The organism is Stenotrophomonas sp. EMP41, assembly GCF_047495535.1.
Lineage (GTDB): Bacteria > Pseudomonadota > Gammaproteobacteria > Xanthomonadales > Xanthomonadaceae > Stenotrophomonas > Stenotrophomonas sepilia.
Window position 1 is genome coordinate 188,644 of the sequence record NZ_CP179923.1, and the last position, 19,092, is coordinate 207,735.

The 19,092-nt window shown below is 67.0% G+C and carries 17 protein-coding genes; 4 read left to right on the forward strand and 13 right to left on the reverse strand.

The window, feature by feature from the left end; genetic code table 11:
* Positions 1-12 precede the first annotated feature (12 nt).
* From ACMGRF_RS00870 to ACMGRF_RS00905, 8 genes are all read right to left on the reverse strand, one after another.
* Entirely contained in the window at positions 13-1,416 is a 1,404-nt protein-coding gene (locus ACMGRF_RS00870) for a mannose-1-phosphate guanylyltransferase/mannose-6-phosphate isomerase (protein WP_414485558.1), read from the reverse strand.
* Positions 1,417-1,427: 11 nt separating this feature from the next.
* Positions 1,428-2,774, reverse strand: coding sequence for a phosphomannomutase (locus ACMGRF_RS00875; RefSeq protein ID WP_414485559.1), 1,347 nt, complete (start codon positions 2,772-2,774; stop codon positions 1,428-1,430).
* A gap of 88 nt (positions 2,775-2,862) precedes the next feature.
* Entirely contained in the window at positions 2,863-3,255 is a 393-nt protein-coding gene (locus tag ACMGRF_RS00880; RefSeq protein ID WP_099495417.1) for a GtrA family protein, read from the reverse strand.
* Positions 3,252-4,538 carry an NAD(P)/FAD-dependent oxidoreductase gene (locus tag ACMGRF_RS00885; RefSeq protein ID WP_099495418.1) on the reverse strand — a complete coding sequence of 429 codons (1,287 nt, stop codon included), beginning with the start codon at positions 4,536-4,538 and terminating at the stop codon, positions 3,252-3,254. The genes ACMGRF_RS00880 and ACMGRF_RS00885 overlap by 4 nt, the downstream gene beginning before the upstream one ends.
* 2 nt (positions 4,539-4,540) lie before the next feature.
* Complete coding sequence (locus tag ACMGRF_RS00890; protein WP_198994656.1) at positions 4,541-5,488, reverse strand: NAD-dependent epimerase/dehydratase family protein; 948 nt, start codon at positions 5,486-5,488, stop codon at positions 4,541-4,543.
* Positions 5,489-5,496: 8 nt separating this feature from the next.
* The gene (locus tag ACMGRF_RS00895) at positions 5,497-6,234 is read right to left on the reverse strand and encodes an SDR family oxidoreductase (RefSeq protein ID WP_049440700.1); all 738 of its coding nucleotides are present in this window, start codon (positions 6,232-6,234) and stop codon (positions 5,497-5,499) included.
* A 2-nt stretch (positions 6,235-6,236) separates the two neighbouring features.
* The gene (locus tag ACMGRF_RS00900; RefSeq protein ID WP_414485560.1) at positions 6,237-7,541 is read right to left on the reverse strand and encodes an FAD-binding oxidoreductase; all 1,305 of its coding nucleotides are present in this window, start codon (positions 7,539-7,541) and stop codon (positions 6,237-6,239) included.
* On the reverse strand, positions 7,541-8,929 hold the full coding sequence (locus ACMGRF_RS00905) for a UbiA family prenyltransferase (protein ID WP_414485902.1): 1,389 nt from the start codon (positions 8,927-8,929) through the stop codon (positions 7,541-7,543). Before ACMGRF_RS00905 ends, ACMGRF_RS00900 begins: the two co-directional genes overlap by 1 nt.
* A gap of 226 nt (positions 8,930-9,155) precedes the next feature.
* Here ACMGRF_RS00905 and ACMGRF_RS00910 point away from each other — a divergent pair, with 226 nt between their 5' ends.
* Both ACMGRF_RS00910 and ACMGRF_RS00915 read left to right on the forward strand, forming a co-directional pair.
* On the forward strand, positions 9,156-9,887 hold the full coding sequence (locus tag ACMGRF_RS00910) for a CoA transferase subunit A (RefSeq protein ID WP_049416840.1): 732 nt from the start codon (positions 9,156-9,158) through the stop codon (positions 9,885-9,887).
* Position 9,888: 1 nt separating this feature from the next.
* Positions 9,889-10,518, forward strand: coding sequence for a CoA transferase subunit B (locus ACMGRF_RS00915; RefSeq protein ID WP_100477521.1), 630 nt, complete (start codon positions 9,889-9,891; stop codon positions 10,516-10,518).
* On the opposite strand, the gene ACMGRF_RS00920 is transcribed toward ACMGRF_RS00915, so the two are convergent.
* Positions 10,515-13,331 (reverse strand): rhamnan synthesis F family protein, encoded by a 2,817-nt coding sequence (locus ACMGRF_RS00920; protein WP_414485561.1) that lies wholly within the window; start codon positions 13,329-13,331, stop codon positions 10,515-10,517. The genes ACMGRF_RS00915 and ACMGRF_RS00920 overlap by 4 nt on opposite strands.
* 152 nt (positions 13,332-13,483) lie before the next feature.
* Here ACMGRF_RS00920 and ACMGRF_RS00925 point away from each other — a divergent pair, with 152 nt between their 5' ends.
* The gene (locus tag ACMGRF_RS00925) at positions 13,484-14,071 is read left to right on the forward strand and encodes an alpha-ketoglutarate-dependent dioxygenase AlkB family protein (protein WP_100477523.1); all 588 of its coding nucleotides are present in this window, start codon (positions 13,484-13,486) and stop codon (positions 14,069-14,071) included.
* A gap of 57 nt (positions 14,072-14,128) precedes the next feature.
* On the opposite strand, the gene ACMGRF_RS00930 is transcribed toward ACMGRF_RS00925, so the two are convergent.
* From ACMGRF_RS00930 to ACMGRF_RS00945, 4 genes are read right to left on the reverse strand one after another with little or no spacing between them, the layout of a single operon-like run.
* Complete coding sequence (locus ACMGRF_RS00930) at positions 14,129-14,770, reverse strand: ABC-type transport auxiliary lipoprotein family protein (protein ID WP_049416834.1); 642 nt, start codon at positions 14,768-14,770, stop codon at positions 14,129-14,131.
* Positions 14,767-15,693: an MlaD family protein gene (locus ACMGRF_RS00935; protein ID WP_049416832.1), complete on the reverse strand. Its 927-nt coding sequence runs from the start codon at positions 15,691-15,693 to the stop codon at positions 14,767-14,769. The genes ACMGRF_RS00930 and ACMGRF_RS00935 overlap by 4 nt, the downstream gene beginning before the upstream one ends.
* Positions 15,694-15,696: 3 nt before the next feature.
* Positions 15,697-16,524, reverse strand: a complete 828-nt coding sequence (locus ACMGRF_RS00940) for an ABC transporter ATP-binding protein (RefSeq protein WP_049440683.1) — start codon at positions 16,522-16,524, stop codon at positions 15,697-15,699.
* Between the two features lies 1 nt (position 16,525).
* Complete coding sequence (locus ACMGRF_RS00945) at positions 16,526-17,647, reverse strand: ABC transporter permease (protein WP_134709452.1); 1,122 nt, start codon at positions 17,645-17,647, stop codon at positions 16,526-16,528.
* 92 nt (positions 17,648-17,739) lie between these two features.
* Here ACMGRF_RS00945 and ACMGRF_RS00950 point away from each other — a divergent pair, with 92 nt between their 5' ends.
* A complete protein-coding gene (locus ACMGRF_RS00950) occupies positions 17,740-18,999 on the forward strand; it encodes a threonine/serine ThrE exporter family protein (protein ID WP_046428410.1) in 1,260 nt (419 codons plus the stop codon).
* The last annotated feature ends 93 nt before the right edge of the window (positions 19,000-19,092 follow it).

Here is a 19,092-nt window from a genome sequence, read left to right on the forward strand (position 1 = left end):
CCCCGGCAAACCTCAGCTGCGCCCGTAGGTATCCTCGAAGCGCACGATGTCATCCTCGCCGAGGTAGCTGCCGGACTGCACTTCGATCAGTTCCAGCGGCAGCTTGCCCGGATTGCGCAGGCGGTGGGTCACGCCCAGCGGAATGTAGGTGCTCTGGTTCTCGCTGAGCAGGATCACTTCATCGCCACGGGTCACTTCGGCGGTGCCGCTGACCACGATCCAGTGCTCGGCGCGATGGTGGTGCATCTGCAGGCTCAGCGTGCCACCGGGCTTGACCGTGATCCGCTTGACCTGGAAGCGCTCGCCGTTGTCGATCGAATCGTAGGCGCCCCACGGGCGATAGACCTTGCGATGCCAGGTGGCCTCGCTGCGGCCTTCGGCCTTCAGCTGTGCCACCACGGTCTTGACCTCCTGCATGCGGTCGGCCTTGCCCACCAGCACCGCATCGTCGGTCTCGACCACGATCACGTCATCGAGGCCGACCATGGCCACCAGGCGCTGGCCGTAGGCATAGGTATTGCGGCAGTCGATGGCGATCACGTCGCCCTGGTGGGCGTTGCCATCGCCGTCCTGCTGCGAGACATCGCGCAGCGCAGTCCACGAACCGACATCGTTCCAGCCCGCATCCAGTGGAATCACCACCGCATCGGCGGTCTTCTCCATCACTGCATAGTCGATCGAATCGGACGGAACGGCAGTGAAGGCGTCCTTGTCCAGGCGGGTGAAGTCGGCATCGCGGCGCGCCTGCTGCCAGGCCTGGCGGCTGCCAGCCAGCATCGCGGGCTGGAAGCGTTCAAGTTCCTGCAGGTAGCGCGAGGCCTTGAACAGGAACATGCCACTGTTCCAGTAATACTGGCCGCTGCTGACGTAGCCGGTCGCGGTGTCCAGGTCGGGCTTCTCGACGAAGCGCTCGACGGCGCGCAGGCCCTGGCCCTCGGCGGCCTTGATGTAGCCATAGCCGGTTTCCGGTCCGGTCGGCACGATACCGAAGGTCACCAGCTTGCCGGCCTCGGCGGCACCGGCTGCGGCCTGCACCGCACTGCGGAAGGCGGCCTCGTTGGTGATCACGTGATCAGACGGCAGCACCAGCAGCAGGGCGTCGGCACCGTCGCGGGTGGCCTCCAGCGCGGCCACCGCGATCGCCGGGGCCGTGTTGCGGCCGACCGGCTCGAGGATGATCGCGGCCGGCTCGGCGCCAACCTGCTGCAGCTGCTCGGCGGCGACGAAACGGTGCTCTTCGTTGGCGATCACCAGCGGCCCCCGCGCGGCGATCGGCGCCACGCGCTTCCAGGTGGCCTGCAGCATCGTCAGTTCACCCGCCAAGGGCAGGAACTGCTTCGGATACGCCTCGCGCGAAAGCGGCCACAGGCGGGTACCGGATCCACCGGACAGGATGACGGGCTGGATGCTGCTCATGCGTTCCTCGGTTACTGCTGGATGAGGCGGGAGATGTCGTCGGTGCGCGCCTGCATCAGCGCGGCATCACCCCGGGCTTCGACATTCAGGCGCAGCAGTGGCTCGGTGTTGGAGCTGCGCAGGTTGAAGCGCCAGTCGCCGAAGTCGGCACTGATGCCATCGGTGTGGTCCAGGGTGGGCGACTGCGCCGCGAAATGCTCCATCACGCGCGCGACGGCGGCCTTGGCATCGGCCACCTTGAAGTTGATCTCGCCACTGCACGGATAGGCGGACATGCGGTCTTCGACCCAGTCGGCCAGCGAGCGCCCGCTTTCGGAAACCAGCTGGGCGATCAGCAACCACGGGATCATGCCGGAGTCTGCATAGGCGAACTCGCGGAAGTAGTGGTGGGCGCTCATCTCGCCGCCGTACACCGCGTCTTCGGCGCGCATCTTTTCCTTGATGAAAGCGTGGCCGCTCTTGCACTGCACCGGTACACCGCCGGCCTGCTCGACCATGTCCACGGTGTTCCAGACCAGGCGCGGGTCATGCACGACCTTGCCGCCCGGCTTGCGCGCCAGGATCGCCTTGGCCAGCAGGCCGACCAGGTAGTAGCCCTCGATGAAGCGGCCGGTGTGGTCGAAGAAGAAGCAACGGTCGAAGTCACCGTCCCAGGCAATGCCGAAATCGGCACCGTGATCGCGCACGGCGTCGGCGGTGGCGGCGCGGTTCTCCGGTAGCAGCGGGTTGGGAATGCCGTTGGGGAAACTGCCGTCCGGCTCGTGGCAGATGCGGATGAACTCGAACGGCAGGTGTGGTGCCAGCAGATCGACGATGGCACCGGCGCCGCCGTTGCCGGCGTTGACCACCAGCTTCAGCGGTCGCAGCTTGCCGGTGTCGACATAGCTCAGCAGGTGCTGGATGTACGCGCTCTTGTCGTGCTGGACGCTCTGCGCGGCACGCGGCGGTTGCGCCGCGGACGTATCGGCGGCAGCCGCATCGGAAATCGCGAACAGGCCAGTATCGGAGCTGATCGGGCGTGCGTTCTCCTTGACCAGCTTCATGCCGTTGTAGTCCATCGGGTTGTGGCTGGCGGTGACCATCACGCCGCCGGCCGCGCCCAGGTGGTCGGTCTGGAAATAGACTTCTTCCGTGCCACACAGGCCGATGTCGATCACCTCGCGCCCTGTACCGCGCAGGCCTGCGGCCAGTGCATCCTGCAGCGCGGGGCTGGTCAGGCGCACGTCATGGCCCAGTACCACCGGGCCCGGCGCAAGCTGCGCCGCCAGCGCCACACCGATGCGGCGGGCCAGATCTTCGTTCAGTTCTTCCGGCACGCGGCCGCGGATGTCATAGGCCTTGAAGGCGGGCAGGGGCATTGATCGGGATCCTGGGTGAGGTCAGCGCCTTAGTTTACGGCCATGGATGTGTGGGAAGCGTTTTCCGCAAACGGCACCCCGGGAGCAGTCATCGGAACGACAGGTACTTGTGGCCGAAGTAGCTGGACACCACCGGCACCGCCACGCCCACCACGTGGGCGATCTCCAGGCGCAGCACGTCCACGCCCAGCCATGGCAGCAGGTGGTAGGCCAGCACGGTGGAAACCAGCCAGGTCTGGGCCACCGCGAACAGGTTGACCAGCACGAAGTAGAACGCCGAGTGGTGCAGGGGCCGGGTGCTGCCGGAAAACACCAACCAGCGGGTCAGCACGAAGGCGGTGACCATGCCGGTGAGGTAGGCGGCCATGATCGCCGGTGTGAACGGCATCCAGTGGCTGTACAGCATGCGCGACAGGATGTTGGCCAGCGCAGCGATGCCGCCGGCCAGCAGGAACAGCAGGAACGGGCGGGACAGGGTCACGCCACCGCCTCGCGGGCCATGGCACGCCCGAAGCCGATACTCTCGGAGATGCCGCGGTCTTCGGGGTAGTAGTGCGAGGTATCGGCCACCCACAGTCCTTCCACCGGCAGCCGGCGCGGCGGCAGCCGGTCCAGGAAGCCCGGCTCGCAGATCGGCTGCGCGTGGCGGTAGCGGCTGACCCGCACGTCGATGAAGTCATCCGCGCCCAACTGCGGATTGATCATGCACAGGTAGCGGCGGACCTTGTCGGCGAACACGTCGTCGCTGTCGCCATAACGCTCGTGCTCGCCGGGCATGTAGAACGGCACGTAGACGATATGCGCATCCATAGGGCGCAGGTTGGTGTATTCGACGATGCCGGGGATGTCCATGTCCGGGTCGTTGGTGTTGACCCAGAAATTGGCCGAGACCGGCCTGCGCAGCTTGGCGATCACGCAGACCACGGCGATGTTGTTCAGTGCGCGGAACGTCGCCAGGATCGCCTCCGGCAGGTCCGGCGCCAGGCGTGGCACGAACGGCAGCGGTACCGTGGAAATGACCTTGTCGAAGGGCAGATGCTCGCCGCCGACCTGGACGCCCCGCACGCGGCCTTCCTCGATCACGATGCGTTGCACCGGGCTGGACAGCCGCACCTCGCCACCATGGCGCTGGATGTCCGCGTGCAGGGCATCGAGCAGGGTGGATGAACCGCCTTCCAGATACCCGAGCTTTTCGCGCATCAGGCTGTAACGGGAGCGCCCGATGCGCCGGATCCGGCTCCAGATCCAGGCCGCGGACAGGTTGCCGGCATAGTCGTAGAACTTGTAGTCGAACAACCGGCGCCACAGCGTTTCATAGGCTTCGGCGCCAACCCAGCGGCGGATCCAGGACGAGGCTTCAACGTGGTCCAGCGGGCGCCAGTCGTTGCGGCGCGTGCACACGAAAGCATGCAGGCCGTAACGGATCTTGGCCATCAGCCCCAGGCCCCTGAAGCGCAGCAGGGCGATCGGGTTGCCCCACGGCTGCAGGCGCTTGCCGAACCAGTAGCCCATGCGGGTCTCGGTCCAGCGCATGCGTTCGCCCAGCCCCAACTCGTCGAGTACGGCCAGGAAATCGTGATCGGAGGTGCAATGGAAGTGGTAGTAGCGCTCGATCGGCATGCCGCCGAAGTCGAAGCTCGCGGTCATTCCGCCAACGCGGTCATCGGCTTCGAACACCACGGGCTGATGGCCGTCGCGGGCCAGCTGGTAAGCCACAGCAAGACCCATGGGGCCGGCGCCGAGAACGGCGATGCGCTCGCTCATGATCAGAACTCCAGGGCGATGTCGCCGTACTCAGGGTCGTTGAAGGTGGCGTCGATGGCCTGCGCGAAGGGCGTCGGCCTTACGTTGAAGATCGAAGGCCAGTCGATGACTTCGAACTCATCATGGGCCACCAGCGCCTGCAGCTGCGCTGCGGTGAATGGTGGGTCGCGGTCGAACAGCGCCCAGGTCCTCAGCAGCAGGCGGAACAGGCGGTAGGGGATGTGCAGCAGCAGGGTGCGGGCACGCGTGCTGCGCTTGATCTGGCGGATGATGTCGATGTAGTCGACCTTCTCCAGGCCGGTGATGTTGTAGCGCTGACCCGCAATGCGCGAACGCAGGCAGCTGGCGATGATGGTGGCGAAATCGCCGGCATACAGTGGCTGGCGCATGTAGCGGCCATCGCCGGGAATCGGGAATACCGGAACCCTGCGCATGAAGCGCGACAGCCATCCCAGGTGCTTTCGGTCGAACCAGCCGAACATCAGGGTCGGGCGCAGGATGACCGATGGAATGCCGCGCGCGGCGACCCGTTGCTCCTGCTCACGCTTGGTGCGGGTGTAGTCGTCATCGGCCACCGAACAGACCACCGAGGAGCTGACGTGCACCGTGTAGGGCACGGCGTGGCGCTCGATGGCATCCAGGATGAGGTCGGTGGCAGTGATGTTGTTGCGCACGAATGGCAGCGGATCGGTGCCGCCGATCTGCGCCTGCAGCATCACCACGGCGTCGGCACCGGCGAAATGGCGCTCCCAGGCGCCAGGTTCGGCGAGGTCGGCGTGTTCGGTCACCACATCCGGATGCAGACGCGCGAGCACCCCGAGATTGGCAGCGTGCTTGTCGATCACCACCAGCCGGCGATAGCCCTGGCGCCTGAGGATGGCGACCAGGTTCTGGCCGACCAGGCCGGCACCACCGGGAATGATGATCTTCTGCTCCAGCACGGAGTCCATTGCAGTGCTCACAGCGAGATCCTGTTGAAGAGGGCCTGCGGCAGCAGGCGGATCACCGTCATGATCAACCGCCAGAAGCCCGGGGCATACAGCACCGGGGTACCGCGGCCGATGCCGGCGACGATGCGGCGTGCGACCTGGTCCGGCGTTGCCCACAATGGGCCCTTGCGCAGGTGGGCCGTCATCGGCGTGTCGACGAAGCCGGGGCGGATGTCGACCACCGCCACACCCTGCTTGGCCAGGCGTTGGCGCAGGCCACTGAGGTAGGTGCTGACCGCAGCCTTGGCGGCGCCGTAGACGTAGTTGCTCTGGCGGCCGCGGTCACCGGCCACCGAAGTGATCACCGCCAGCGCGCCGCTGCCGGCGTCGGCCAGCCGATTGGCCACAGGCCCCAGCAGGGCCAGGGTGGAGGTGCCATTGGTGGCGAACTCGGCCATGCAGGCTTCCACCGAGGCCTCACACGCTGCCTGGTCGGGCAGCGTGCCATGTGCAACCAGCACCACATCCACCCGTCCCAGCGCCTGCCAGGCCTGCGCCAGCAGCTCGGCGTGGGCGGCCAGATCGTTGATGTCCATCGAAGAAGCGTGCGTGGCGCGTGCACCGCGCACGCGCAGGTCGTCGGCGATGGCGGCGAGCCGTTCGGAACGGCGAGCGACCAGGAACAGCGCCGCGCCGCGTGCGGCGTAACGCCGTGCGACGGCTTCGGCGATCGCGGAGGTGGCGCCGATGATGAGGACGTTCTGCATGCTTACTCCGTGACCCGGCGCCAGAAGCCGGACGAGAAACGTGGATCGATGAATCGGCTGAAGTCCCGCCAGCGCGGGTACGCCTGCTGGAACGAGGCGGCGGTCATCCGCGCATCCTTGGCCGGGTACTGGGCACCGCCCGCGGCATCGACGATCTGGTCCAGGCGCTGCAGCAGTGCCCACAACGCCTCGCCGGTGTTGGGGAAATCCAGGGCCAGGGTGGTACCCGGGCGCGGGAAGGACAACATGCCAAGCGATGGCCGCGTGCCGAACTGCTTGAGCACCGCCAGGAACGAACCCTGGCCACTGCGGGCGATTTCCTGCAACAGGGCGGGAGCTCCATCTGCGGCCGCGTGCGGTGGCAGCACGCACTGGTACTGCACGAAGCCGGCCGGACCATACATCCGGTTCCACTGGCTGATGCCATCGAGCGGATAGAAAAAGGGCAGCAGGTGAGAGACCTGGCGTCGGCGTTGCGCCGGCTGGCGCCGGTAATAGAGCGTATTGAACGGGCGCAGGGTGAGCCGGTTGACCAGTGATATCGGGGGCGTCAGCGGCATCTTCCACTGCCGGCGGGGCGTGGCCGGGCGTTCGTCGACCGGTTGCACGGCATGGTTGGCACGGGTGAAATGCCCGCGGCCGAGGGCGCGGCCACGTGCCAGGCAGTCGATCCACGCCACACTGTACTCATGGCTTTCGCTGCTGTCCTGTGACAATGCGAAGAAGTCGGCCAGGCTGGAGAAACGGATGTTCTCCACCTCAAGGCTGCTGCCCGGCACGCGGCGCAGCTGCAACTCGGCATGGGTGACCAGTCCGGTCAGGCCAAGCCCACCGACGGTTGCTTCGAACCAACCGTCGCCATCGCCAGGCCGGCACACGCGGCGTTCGCCGTCGCTGCGCAGCAGCTCCAAGGACAGCACGTGGTGACCGAAGCTGCCGGCCAGATGATGATTCTTGCCATGCACATCATTGCCGATCGCACCGCCCACGGTGACGTGACGCGTGCCTGGGGTAACCGGCAGGAACCAGCCTTGCGGCAGAACGAGCGCGATGATCTCACCCAGGGTGACGCCAGCTTCGCAGTGCAGCCGTCCGCTGGTCGGGTCAAAGGCGATGAAGCGGTCCAGACCGCGACAGTCCAGCAGGGTGGCCCCCGGATTCTGGCAGCTGTCGCCATAGCTGCGTCCGTTACCATGCGGCAACGCAGTGCCCTCGAAGGTTGGCAGCGTGGCGAGCCGATCGTGCACCCTGACCAGCGACTGTGGCGCGCGCGGATATCGCCCCCAGGAATGCGCGTCGGCCCGCATCAGATCGCCACCAGGGCAAACCCGGCGCACAGCACGGCCACCACCTGGCTGGGCCGATCCGTGGCGGCAAACACGATCGGGTCATCGTGCATGTTGCCGCGATGCGCGATCACCCAGGCGCGGCTGACCCAGTACAGCAGGACCGGGCAGATGAACCACAGCAGCTTCGGGTTGCGGTACAGCTCCACGCTATCGGGGCTGTTGATGTACAGCGCCATCACCAGGACGGCGCAGTAGCCGGCGGCCGAGCCCAGCGACTGCAGCAGCGGCAGGTCTTCCACGCCGTAGCCACGGCCGTTGGCGCGGGTCTTGCCACGTGCCAGCACCGCGTGCAGTTCGGTATAGCGCTTGAGCAGTGCCAGCGAGAGGAAAATGAACATGCTGAAGGCCAGCAGCCAGAACGACAGTTCCGCACCGATGGCCACGGTTCCGCCGATGATGCGCAGGGTGTAGAGGCTGGCCAGCAGCACCACGTCGAGCATGACGATGCGCTTCAGGCGCAACGAGTAGGCGACGGTCAGCGCGTAGTAGCCCGCCAGCACTGCGGCGAATGCCGGGCTGCAGGCCAGCGCAACGGCCAGCCCGCACAGCGTCAGCAGCGGGCCCGCAACCAGGCCGTGCAGCAGCGGCAAGCGACCGGCAGCAAAAGGGCGATGGCGCTTGCGCGGATGCCGGCGATCTGCATCAAGGTCGAGCAGGTCGTTGAGGACATAGACGCCGGAGGCGCACAGGCTGAAGGCCGCAAAGGCCAGCAGCGCATCGGTCACTGCCGGTGCTTCCAGGAAGCGGTGGGCGGTCAACAGCGGAACGAACACCAGCAGGTTCTTCAGCCACTGGTGCGGACGCAGCGCCTTCAACCACGCCTGCCGCCTGGACGGTGCAGGCCAGTGCCCCAGTACCTGCGTGCGTTGCGCTGCGGCGCCCGCCAGTGCGCTGCCGTTGTTGACCACCCAGGCGCCTGCGGCGCGTGCCCAGACTGCCAGGTCGACCGTGCCATTGCCGGCGTAGTCGAAACCGCGCTCGCCAAACGCATCCACCAGGGCCTGCGCCTTGTTGGGGCCGGACAGGTTGCGCTGGCCGTCGCTGGCGATGACCTGTTCAAACAGGCCCAGATGTGCGGCGATCGGCGCGACCAGCAGCTGGTCCGAGGCGGTACACAGCACCCGCGGGCGCTGCGGCGTGTCGCGCAGCAGTTGCAGTACCTTTGGGTTGTACGGCAGGTGGCATGGATCGACGGTGGCGCGTGTAGCGATCTGCCGCTTCAGTGCGGCCTTGCCCTGCAGCAGCCAGAACGGCAGCAGGAACAGGTACAACGGATTGCGCGCCAACAGCACCAGCAGTGACTCATACAGGAGGTCCGTGTCCAGCAGCGTGCCATCCAGGTCCACGCACAGGGCGCGGTCGTGGGCTGCAGGGGAGGGGGCAGGAGGCGCTGGGGGCATCGTTCGCGGGCTGACGCGGCGGGATCGACCATTGTATCCGCGTTGGGTCGTGGGCCAGAAAGCGGCATCCCGGCCCCGGGCCGCTGCATCCGCGCGGTTTGCTGCGCCGCAAACCCGCCGGATGCAGGCCTGCGGCTAGAATGCGCTTATCCATTCGCAGGGTACTACAGCAATGCAGCAATCGACTTCCGGCGGAAAGCGCGGCAAGCGCTTCGCCAGTGCGGCGGAGGCCCTGCAGGGGGTGGTCGCCGATGGGCAGACCCTGGCCGTGGGCGGCTTTGGCCTGTGCGGCATTCCCGAGGCGCTGATCGCTGCGCTGCGCGACAGTGGCGTCAAGGGCCTGACCGTGATCTCCAACAATGCCGGCGTCGATGGCTTCGGGCTGGGCCAGCTGCTGGAAACGCGGCAGATCAAGAAGATGATTTCGTCCTACGTGGGCGAGAACAAGGAATTCGAGCGGCAGTTCCTGGCCGGCGAGCTGGAACTGGAGTTCAACCCGCAGGGCACGCTGGCCGAGCGCTTGCGTGCCGGTGGCGCGGGTATTCCGGCGTTCTTCACCGCCACCGGCTACGGCACGGTGGTGGCCGAGGGCAAGGAAACCCGCGAGTTCGACGGCAAGCACTACGTGATGGAGACCGCGCTGCGCGCCGACGTGGCGCTGGTCAAGGCCTGGAAGGCCGACGAGGCTGGCAACCTGGTGTTCCGCAAGACCGCGCGCAACTTCAACCCGGCCTGCGCGATGGCCGGCAAGGTCTGCATCGTGGAAGTGGAGGACGTGGTGCCGGTCGGTGCGATTGATCCGGACCAGGTTCACCTGCCGGGCATCTATGTGCACCGCATCGTGCACAACGCGCATCCTGAGAAGCGAATCGAACAGCGCACCATCCGCGCGGAGGGCAACTGACATGGCGTGGACCCGCGATGAAATGGCGGCCCGTGCCGCCCAGGAACTGACCGATGGCGCCTACGTGAACCTTGGCATCGGCCTGCCGACCCTGGTCGCCAACCACATTCCCGACGGCGTGGATGTGTGGCTGCAGTCGGAGAACGGCCTGCTCGGCATTGGCCCGTTCCCGACCGACGCCGAGGTCGACGCCGACCTGATCAACGCCGGCAAGCAGACGGTCACCGCACGTGCGGGTGCCAGCTACTTCGGCAGCCACGACAGCTTCGCGATGATCCGCGGTGGTCACGTCAATCTGGCCATCCTCGGCGCCATGCAGGTCACCGACAAGGGCGATCTGGCCAACTGGATGGTGCCCGGCAAGATGGTCAAGGGCATGGGCGGCGCGATGGACCTGGTCGCCGGCGTGCAGCGCGTGGTGGTACTGATGGAGCACACCGCCAAGAACGGCGAGCACAAGATCCTGGCCGAATGCACGCTGCCGTTGACTGGCGTGGGCGTGGTCGACCGGATCATCACAGATCTGGCCGTGTTCGACGTGACTGACAAGGGCCTGCTGCTGGTGGAGGCCGCGCCGGGTGTCAGCGATCAAGAACTGGAGGAAAAGACCGGCGTCGCGTTCCGCCGTTAACCCGGCGTTGCTGCGCTGACCGTGCCTCGGCCGGTGAATGCGTCCTCGGTGGCCAGCTGGGCAAGCGCCTGATCGGCATTCCAGCGGCCACTTCCCAGGCAATGCAGTGGCACTTGGACGCCTTCGGCGTCCAGGTTCAACCCGGCGATGTCCTGGCCGATCGCGGTGCAGGCCTCGTCGATGAAGGCCAAGGCCCCGGCGTGGACGTCAGCGAGTGTGGATACGGCCTGTGCAGTCAGTTCCATCGGTCCGAAAGCAGGCTCGTCGGGACTTCCTGCGAAGCCGTTGAACTGTCCCTGAGGCGCCGCCAGCAGTGATTCCAGCAGCAGATCATTGGCAAGGATGATCGAGTCGTCCTCGCTGCTGCCGCTACGGCCATCGAAATACCGCGCTTCGGCCCAGCCATGGTCTGCCAGCGCACTGGCGCCGGCGCGAAGCGCCATGTAGACCCCCCCCAAGGGTCTGTCGAGCAGGCGTGCCAGATTGCGCTGGATGCTGCCGGAGTAGCCGACATCCACCACCATCGGTGTAGAGGTTCCTATCATTCGTGCGCAGTAGGCGCGGTAGCTCTGCCGTTGCTGGTCAGCCAGCGCCAGCAGCGCATCGGCTGCTGGTTCCAGCCAGTGCAGCACGTCGCCTGCCATCTCCGGCAAGAACACGTCGCGCTCTATCAGACCAGGCTGCAGCGTTGCGATCCGGGTCGCGGCCTCATCACCCAGCCGGGCCTGCAGCAGGCCACGCAGCGACCCATTGAACGTGCCCTGCACGATGAGTGGCAGATCGGCAGTGGTGAACAATGCAGGCAGCAGCGTGCCCCGGCGCGAAGCCAGGAAATAGCTGCCCTTCAACGTGGCTGCGGCCGGATGTGCGCGTTGCAGACGGGTGAATGCCTGCTCCAGCAGATAGCCCTCGCGGCTCAGGAACAACAGGTGGTCAACGTCATGAGCGTGGGCGACGCTGACGGCATGCAGCAGGAAATCCAGCACGAGCGGTCCGAGTACGGCATGGCCGAGCATGCGCCCATCGAGCTGGGGACGGCCGAGCAGGCGTTGTGGTGAGGTGTCGGCGAGGGTGGCGAAACCATTGGCCAGCAGGCCGCGCCAGAGCTGCTCCGGCCACGGTGCCTGCGCGCCCGATGGGTGGCGAAGCGGGCGCAGGCCGGGCACCACGTCCAGCAGTGCTGACGGGCGCAGGACGTGCACGGGCGTGAGCAGCCCGGCCAGTTGTGGCATCTGGACGTCGGCGTGTTCGTTGTCGCCGATATGCAGCCAGAGACCGTCATCACGGCCCTCCCGCTGTGCCAGCTGCTTCCAGCTGCCCGTGGCGTCCTTGCGCAGGCCGGTCTCGCACGAAATCCACCAGCGCGAGATACGCTGCTGCACCTCGTCGGGCAGGACCTGGCGCATGTCATCGCCGGACAGGTACATGTCGGAGAACGCGGTGAGTGGCGTCAGCTGGGCGTGCGCAAGCGCTGCCAGCACGCCTTGCCGCGGGCTGAGCACGGCACGCTCATGCGCCCGTTCGGCATCGGCCAGCATGTCCGCGTCCACGCCCGGCAGCGACAGGCGCGCAGCCAGCTCGGTATGGATTTCCGTCAGGGTGGGATCGCGCTGCAAGCGCTCTCGCAGGCTGCTTTCCGCATCGGCGCGATGCCGGGCGAAATCGCTGATGCCCCACTGCCGATGGAGTCGCCAGGCCAGATGGTCGCGCGCGGCGGACGGTGTCAGGAAGGCGCGGGTGACCAGCGTATCGAAGATATCGACCGTAACCAGGCGCGCTTCGAGTGACGCCAGCGTCACGCGGTCGGCCAAGCGGGTCTGCAGTGCCTCGCCGACGTTGCGCTCGCCTTCGGCAGCCAATGCCAGGGTGCCATCGGGCGGCAGGATGCCGAGGCGAAATCCCTGGTGGCGGGTGATGACGCCGAATAGTCGTTCAACGGCGTGCTGCAGGGTGCCATCCACCTGTCCCCGCTCGGGCGGGAACGCGCTCAGTGGAAGGTTCAGCTCGTATAGCGGTCGCAATGCATCCACCCGCGCCCAGAACATCGAGCCGGCGGGAAAATCAATGTAGCGCTGCGCATCCAGGGAGATCCCCAGCTGCTGTGCAAGGGCTTCGCAGGCGGCCCCATTGCTCAACCATGTGTGCGCCCACAGCGGTACACCCGGGTAACTTTCCGGATAGACCAGGCCCAACCTCTGGTCGGCCTGGAAAATGCCCACGAGCCAAGCGATGCGCTCAGGCGAGCCGAGCAGGCTGTCCAGCAGGTAGCGACGCCACTGCTCCTGCTCACTGCCGGTGTAGAGCGACTTCTTGGTGTGGATGTGGCACACAAGGTCGAGTGCGAGGATTTCCTCCCGGAAGGTCACCACGAGTGGTGCAATGTCGCGGCCACGGTTCTCAACCTGGCGGATGACCAGATCCTCCACGTTGTGGAGGCGGCCGAATGCTTCGCGTGCGCTGACCGCGGCCCTGTCATCCATGACCGAGACCAGCAGGGTGAAGCGCAGCGGCATGCGCCCGAGTGTGGCGGCAAACTCGTCGATCAGGTCGGGGTAGAACACGTGGGCCATCACGCCTGTACGCAGCTGCAGCTGCTCCAGGGGCACTGGTGCTGGCAGGGGAGGCGCATCGAAAGGCTCGCAGGCACGGGTGCGGACTGCACCGGCCGAGCGCAGGCGCGCGATGAAGCCGCGCACGCCCATGGCACGAATGACTTTCAGAGCCCGCAACAGCACCAATCCCAGCCCTGCGATGCCGCCGCCATGGCGTTGTACCGATCGCCGTGCGGCTTCGAGATAGCGTGCCGGATTCATGGCAGGCTCCCGTAGCGGCGGGGCAGAAGTGGACAGCGAGGCATCAGGTGCATGGATTGGTGTGGCAGGGGCATTGGGCCATTCTCCCGCGTGCACCTGAACGGGGCAAATCAGGCATGCTCCCCTCTGTCCCCTTCCAGTCCGGCGGCTCCATGCTGTTCCCCCACGACCTGCCCGACGCCGACGTCCAGCACCTGCCGGGCTGGCTGGCCGCTGCCGACGCCGACCGGCTCATGGGGGCGCTGCAGGCCGACGTGCCGTGGGAGGTCCACCGCATCCGGATGTTCGGCAACTGGGTGGATTCGCCGCGACTGAGCTGCTGGATCGGCGATCCGCAGGCCCGCTACCGCTATTCCGGTGCCGAGTTCGTGCCGCATCCGTGGCCGCCCGTGTTGCAGGCCGTGCGCGAGCGCCTGCAGGCCGAAGGCCACGGCCGCTTCAACAGCGTGCTGCTGAACCGCTATCGCAGCGGGGGTGACTCCATGGGCTGGCACAGCGATGACGAGCCGGAGCTGGGACCGGCCCCGGTGATCGCGTCGCTGAGCCTGGGCGCCGCGCGGCGTTTCCTGCTGCGCCGACGCGACGATACGGCGCGCAAGGCCGAGTACCTGCTCGGCCATGGCGATCTGCTGGTAATGGCGGGGCAGACGCAGAGGTTCTACCAGCACGCGCTTCCGAAGATGGCACGGGTGCAGGGTGAACGGATCAACCTGACGTTCCGCTGGATTACGCCGCGGTGACGAAGAAGGGGTCAGATCCCTTTCCCGTCGGGGAAGGGCTCTGACCCCTGCGACGCGTCAGCGCTTGGCCGCCGTGGCGTCGTTCTGCCCGCTCACCAGCGTCCAGCCCACCACATCCTGTGCCAGCTGCTGCAGGCCGCGCTCGAACGCCGCGGTCACCGCCGGCACATCGGTGCTGCCGACCGGCTGCGCCTGGCGGAAGGTACGGTCGGCCACCACGCGCTGGTCGGCGACGTGGATCAGCTTGGCGTTGACCTCGATCACCACGGTCGGCGTGGCCTGCCCCTGGTAATCTGATTCGAAGCGGCGCACGTCGGTGGACAGCTTGTAGTCGGCGCGGATGCCGGCAGTGCTGCGGGCCACGCCGCGGATGCGGCCGGAATCCTCGAAGCCACGCAGCAAAGTGTCCTCGATCATGTCGGTGGCCGGCTGCGCCCAGCTGGCCCCCTTGTAGATCTCAAGCTGGGATGGTGTCGGGCGCACATTGATGCGCGGGCTGTCGACCATGCGCGCGGCGCTGGGCTTGGCCAGCACCAGCTGCCAGCTGGCCTGCGGCCACGCCGGGTCCGCCTTGACCTGCACGGACGGCGAGTACAGCGTCACCGCGGTTTTCTCGCTGCTGCCGAGGATGGAGCAGCCACCCAGCAGGGTGACCATCGAAGCGGCCAGCAGCAGGCGCGGAAGGGTGGTCGGGCTCATTTGGGTTCGAACTCCTTCGGTGCGTCGCGGCCCAGCAGGTAGCGCGCGGGGTTGTTCTCGAGGCGGTCGCTGACCCGGCGCAGGTCGCGGATCAGGCCACGCAGTTCGGTCAGCGTCGGGCCCAGCTGGCCGAGGCCATCGTTGGCGAAGCTGTTGATCGCGGCGCGGTTCTCGCCAAGGATCGAATCGGCGTTGCCGGCGGCCGAATCGAGCTTGGCCAGGGTCGCGTCGAGCTTGTCGATGATGCCGGGCAGCTGCTGCACAAGATTCTTGTCCAGGCGCTCGATGGTGCCGTTGGTGGTCTTCAGCGTGGTGTCCAGGCTGCGGGCGGCATCGCGCGCGCTGAGCAGCAGCGCCTGCGTGCCCTGGTCACGGTCGGCCAGGCCGCCGCTGATCGTCTCCAGGTTGGCGAGCGTCGCGTTGATCGAGGCCACGTTGCGGTCGCTGAGGATCTGGTCCATGCGCTCGACGATGCGGTTGGCGACGTCGGTGATGTTCTGCAGCGCCGAGGGCGTGGTCGGGATGATCGGTGCCGGATCCTTGTTGACCGTGGTCAGCGCCGGCGACTGCGGCGTGCCGCCGCTGAGCTGGATGATCGACGGGCCGGTCAGGCTGGTGATCGCCAGCTTGGCGCGGGTATCGGTCTTGACCGGCGTGTTGGAGTTCAGGCGGATGCGCGCAACCACCTGGCGCGGGTCGTCCGGCACCAGGTTCAGTTCGGTGATCGAGCCCACCGCGATGCCGTTGTACTGCACCGGGCTGCCCACCGACAGGCCGGTCACCGCTTCGCGAAACACCACGCGGTACTCCTGCCAGGTGCGGTCGGAGGAGTACTTGGCCGCCCACAGGCCGAAGGCCAGCAGGGCCAGGCCGGTGATCAGGGTGAACGCGCCGATCAGCACGTAGTTGGCTTTGGTTTCCATGGCTCAGGCACTCTCGATCTGTTCGCCACGCGCGGCGCGCGCGCGGGGTCCGTGGAAGTATTCCTGGATCCACGGATGATCCAGTTTCTCGATGTCGGGCAAGGCGGCGTTGGCCACCACCCTGCGGTCGGCGATCACCGCGACCCGGTCGCAGATCGCATACAGCGTGTCCAGGTCGTGGGTGATCAGGAACACGGTCAGCCCCAGCGCTTCCTGCAGCGTCTTGATCAGGCGGTCGAACGCCGCCGCGCCGATCGGGTCGAGGCCGGCGGTGGGTTCGTCCAGGAACAGCAGCGGCGGATCCAACGCCAGCGCCCGGGCCAGGCCGGCGCGCTTGCGCATGCCGCCGGACAGCTGCGAGGGCAGCTTGTTGATCGCGTCGGCGGGCAGGCCGGCCAGTTTCACTTTCAGCAGCGCCAGTTCGTAGTGCCAGCGCTCGGGCAGTTCGCGGTGGTGTTCCTTCAGCGGCACCTGCACGTTCTCGCCCACGGTCAGCGACGAGAACAGGGCGCCGTCCTGGAACAGCACGCCGGTGTTGCGTTCGATGTGCAGGCGGCTCTCGGCGTCGTCGGCACGCGCATCGCGGCCGAGGACTTCGATCTGCCCAGCATCCGGCACACGCAGGCCCAGGATCGAGCGCATCAGCACCGACTTGCCGGTGCCGGAGCCGCCGACCACGCCCAGGATCTCGCCGCGGCGTACGTCCAGGTCCAGGTCTTCGTGCACGGTCTGGCTGCCGAAGCGGTTGACCAGGCCGCGCACGCGGATGGCCAGTTCGTGGCCCTGGTCGTCGCGCATGTCGATGGATTCGGGGAGGGCGGATGTGCTCATGTCACCAGTCCATGTGCATGAACCACAACGCCGCGAAGGCGTCGATGATGATCACCAGCGAGATCGTCTGCACCACGCTGGAGGTGGTGCGCTCGCCGACCGACTGCGCGGTGCCCTCGACCTTCAGGCCCTCCAGGCAGCCGATCAGGCCGATCACCAGGGCGAATACCGGCGCCTTCGACAGGCCCACCAGCAGGTGCCGCACTTCCATCGTCTCGTGCATGCGCGCGATGTACATCTGCGGCGGGATGTCGAGGTCGAACGCACCGACGGTGATGCCGCCGGCCAGGCCGGCGATCATCGCGATGAAGGTCAGCAAGGGCAGGGTGACCAGCAGCGCCAGCAAGCGTGGCAGCACCAGCAGGTCGACCGGGTCCAGGCCCAGCGTACGCATCGCATCGATCTCCTCGCGTGCCTTCATCGCACCGATCTGCGCGGTGAACGCGCTGGCGGTACGGCCGGCCAGCACGATCGCGGTCAGCAGCACGGCGAACTCGCGCAGGAAGGCGATGTTGACCAGCTCGACCACGTAGATCTCGGCGCCGAAGTCGCGCAGGATGGTCGAGCCGAGGAACGCGATGACCGCGCCCACCAGGTAGGACAGCAACGCCACCAGCGGCACCGCATCCAGCCCGACCTGCTCCATCTGATGCACGGTGGCGGTCAGCCGGAAGCGGCGGGGTTCCTTGATCAGCCGCGCCGCCTTGACCAGGTTCTCGCCGAGGAAACTGCACAGGGCCTTGATGTTGTGGCCGGTGGCGTGGACGCTGACGCCCAGCCGCTCCAGCGCGGCCATCACGCCGAAATCGCGCTTGGCCTTGGGCCGGTCATCGGCCACTTCCTCGATGGTGCACACCAGCGCCTGGTGGTCCGGGCGGAACTGCAGCGCGTCTTCGTGGAGATCGGCGCGATGGGCCACGCGCAGCACCTGCAGCACGCCGGCCGAATCGAGCTGCTCGATGCCGGTGGCATCGATGCCGGTCAGCGCGTCGGGAACGCCGCGCAGGACTTCGGCCGCGGCCAGCGCGGTCTTCAAGGTCCAGGTGCCGGACAGGCGGATCAGGCCCGGGTCGTGGGCATCCTGTTCGAGCTGGGGGGCGAGGTTCGGGGTGACGTGGGCCATTCGGGTCGCAGCATAACCGGTCTGTATCGGGCTTCGCGTCGAACTTGGATGAATTTCTCCGGTGGGCCCCAGCGTAGGTAATACTACGGCGCATGTCCGCAGATGCTCACACGATCCCCACGCCCCAGGCCACCTACGCACAGCGCGTGGCCTTCGTTTCCGAGATCGCCGGACGCCTGCACAGCTATGGCACCACGGCCCAGCGCCTGGAAACGGCGGTGGTTGCACTGGCCCGCCAGCTCGATCTGGATTGTGAACCGTGGTCGAATCCCACCGGTATCATTCTCAGCTTCAGCGATCCGGCCCAGGCGATCGGCTCCAGCGACATCACCCGCGTGATCCGCCTGGCACCGGGTGAGAACGACCTGCACAAGCTCAGCGTTGCCGACCACATCGCCGAAGAGGTGTCCAACGGGCGGATGAGCATCGCCCAGGGCCACACTGCGCTGCGCCAGCTGGACAAGGATCCGGGCCGGCGCGGCAAGCTGCGCACCATCCTGTCGTTCACCCTCGGCGCGGCGGGCGTGGCCGGCATGTGGAAGCTGCCGTGGCTGGACATCGCCACCGCCGGTGTCATCGGCCTGATGATCGGCCTGCTCGGCATGGTCACCGATCGCCGCCCGGCCACCCGCGAAGCCGCCGAGGCACTGGCCGCGCTGTTGGCCGGCATGGTTGCCACCCTGGTGGCGTCCTTCATCGGCGCGCTCAACCTCAATACGGTGATCATCGCCTCGCTGGTGGTGCTGCTGCCCGGCATGTCGCTGACCAATGCGGTCAATGAGCTGGCCAGCCAGCACTGGGTATCGGGTACCGCGCGCTTTGCCGGCGCGCTGACCACCATCATGAAGCTCAGCGTCGGCGCGATGATCGCGGTGACCCTGGCCGATGTGCTCGGCCTGGATCCGGTGATCCGGGCCGCGCGGCCGCAGGGGCCGTGGGTGGAGTGGGGCTCGCTGCTGACCGCCGCGTTTGCCTTCGCGATGCTGTTCAAGGCCAATCGCCGCGATTATCCGTGGGTGATTGCCGCCTCGGTGGCCGGTTATGCGATCTCCAAGTTCGGCGGCCACGCCTGGGGTGCACCGGCCGGTATCTTCCTGTCGGCAATGCTGCTGACCGCCGGCGGCAACCTGTTCGGACGCCTGGTCGGGCGTCCGGGCGCGATCATCCGCCTGCCGGGCATCATCATGATGGTGCCCGGCAGCACCAGCCTGCGTGGCGTGCTGACCCTGGTCCAGCAGCAGGACGTGGGCGCCGGCCAGAGCGTGTTCCTCACCGTGCTCAACGTGGTGATGGCGCTGGTGGCGGGCCTGCTGTTCGGCAACCTGCTGATGCCGGCGCGCAAGACCCTGTAGAGCCGAGCTCACGCTCGGCTTCGGATATGGATAGCCGAGCGTGGGCTCGGCTCTACAAACAAAAAACGCCGGCTATCGCCGGCGTTTTTCATT

Excerpts from the sequence above, each read along its gene's own strand:
- ACMGRF_RS00870 (WP_414485558.1), bottom strand. The coding sequence starts at position 1,416 with ATGAGCAGCATCCAGCCCGTCATCCTGTCCGGTGGATCCGGTACCCGC.
- ACMGRF_RS00875 (WP_414485559.1), bottom strand. The coding sequence starts at position 2,774 with ATGCCCCTGCCCGCCTTCAAGGCCTATGACATCCGCGGCCGCGTGCCG.
- ACMGRF_RS00885 (WP_099495418.1), bottom strand. The coding sequence starts at position 4,538 with ATGAGCGAGCGCATCGCCGTTCTCGGCGCCGGCCCCATGGGTCTTGCT.
- ACMGRF_RS00890 (WP_198994656.1), bottom strand. The coding sequence starts at position 5,488 with ATGGACTCCGTGCTGGAGCAGAAGATCATCATTCCCGGTGGTGCCGGC.
- ACMGRF_RS00895 (WP_049440700.1), bottom strand. The coding sequence starts at position 6,234 with ATGCAGAACGTCCTCATCATCGGCGCCACCTCCGCGATCGCCGAAGCC.
- ACMGRF_RS00900 (WP_414485560.1), bottom strand. The coding sequence starts at position 7,541 with ATGCGGGCCGACGCGCATTCCTGGGGGCGATATCCGCGCGCGCCACAG.
- ACMGRF_RS00910 (WP_049416840.1), top strand. The coding sequence starts at position 9,156 with ATGCAGCAATCGACTTCCGGCGGAAAGCGCGGCAAGCGCTTCGCCAGT.
- ACMGRF_RS00915 (WP_100477521.1), top strand. The coding sequence starts at position 9,889 with ATGGCGTGGACCCGCGATGAAATGGCGGCCCGTGCCGCCCAGGAACTG.
- ACMGRF_RS00920 (WP_414485561.1), bottom strand. The coding sequence starts at position 13,331 with ATGAATCCGGCACGCTATCTCGAAGCCGCACGGCGATCGGTACAACGC.
- ACMGRF_RS00925 (WP_100477523.1), top strand. The coding sequence starts at position 13,484 with ATGCTGTTCCCCCACGACCTGCCCGACGCCGACGTCCAGCACCTGCCG.
- ACMGRF_RS00930 (WP_049416834.1), bottom strand. The coding sequence starts at position 14,770 with ATGAGCCCGACCACCCTTCCGCGCCTGCTGCTGGCCGCTTCGATGGTC.
- ACMGRF_RS00935 (WP_049416832.1), bottom strand. The coding sequence starts at position 15,693 with ATGGAAACCAAAGCCAACTACGTGCTGATCGGCGCGTTCACCCTGATC.
- ACMGRF_RS00940 (WP_049440683.1), bottom strand. The coding sequence starts at position 16,524 with ATGAGCACATCCGCCCTCCCCGAATCCATCGACATGCGCGACGACCAG.
- ACMGRF_RS00945 (WP_134709452.1), bottom strand. The coding sequence starts at position 17,647 with ATGGCCCACGTCACCCCGAACCTCGCCCCCCAGCTCGAACAGGATGCC.
- ACMGRF_RS00950 (WP_046428410.1), top strand. The coding sequence starts at position 17,740 with ATGTCCGCAGATGCTCACACGATCCCCACGCCCCAGGCCACCTACGCA.